The sequence below is a fragment of the Vibrio sp. 2134-1 genome, from assembly GCF_033339495.1.
In genome coordinates, this window is sequence record NZ_JAWOUS010000777.1 from 1 (window position 1) to 562 (window position 562).

1 pseudogene is annotated in these 562 nt (G+C 45.2%); it reads left to right on the forward strand.

Annotated elements, in window-relative coordinates:
* Nucleotides 1-340, forward strand: a pseudogene (locus R7R78_RS28490) (Bcr/CflA family drug resistance efflux transporter); the annotation flags it as partial.
* Nucleotides 341-562: the final 222 nt, after the last annotated feature.

Here is a 562-nt window from a genome sequence, read left to right on the forward strand (position 1 = left end):
TGTCTGGGTGTTTACTGTTGGTGACGCCGTTTACGGTTGCATCGTTATTGGTTGCATTCACGTGTTTGAGTTTTGCGCAGGGGATGTCTTTCCGGTTTCGATAAGTTTGTTGTTGTCTCCGCATAAGCAGCAAGCCGGGGCAGTGTCTGCATTGTCTGGCTCAATTCAAATGTGTTTAGCGGGTTTGTTTGGTGGCTACTTGGTTGAAAAGTGGGTGACGGATCAGCATCAGCTAGGCATTTTTTATCTATTTATCGCTCTAATTTCTTGTATCGTACTGGTCGTTAGCCAATATCAAAGGGCACCTCGTCAGACTGCGCAACCGGAAGCTTCCAGTTGAATGTTCTAGCGAAGGGAAATGTACTTGCAAGGTTAGTGGCTCCTTTCTAAAATGCGCAGCTAAATTAAGTCAGGCTTAGTGAATGACTTGAGTCAATCGCACTGAACTTGTTTCAACCAAGGGAACAAGGTTTGGCGTGGTACTTTGATTCAAGCTAGCGCAGTAGTTTCTGCAAACTGACAACTCGCTCTCCAATCGTTAGGTGAAAGAATGCAACAAAAC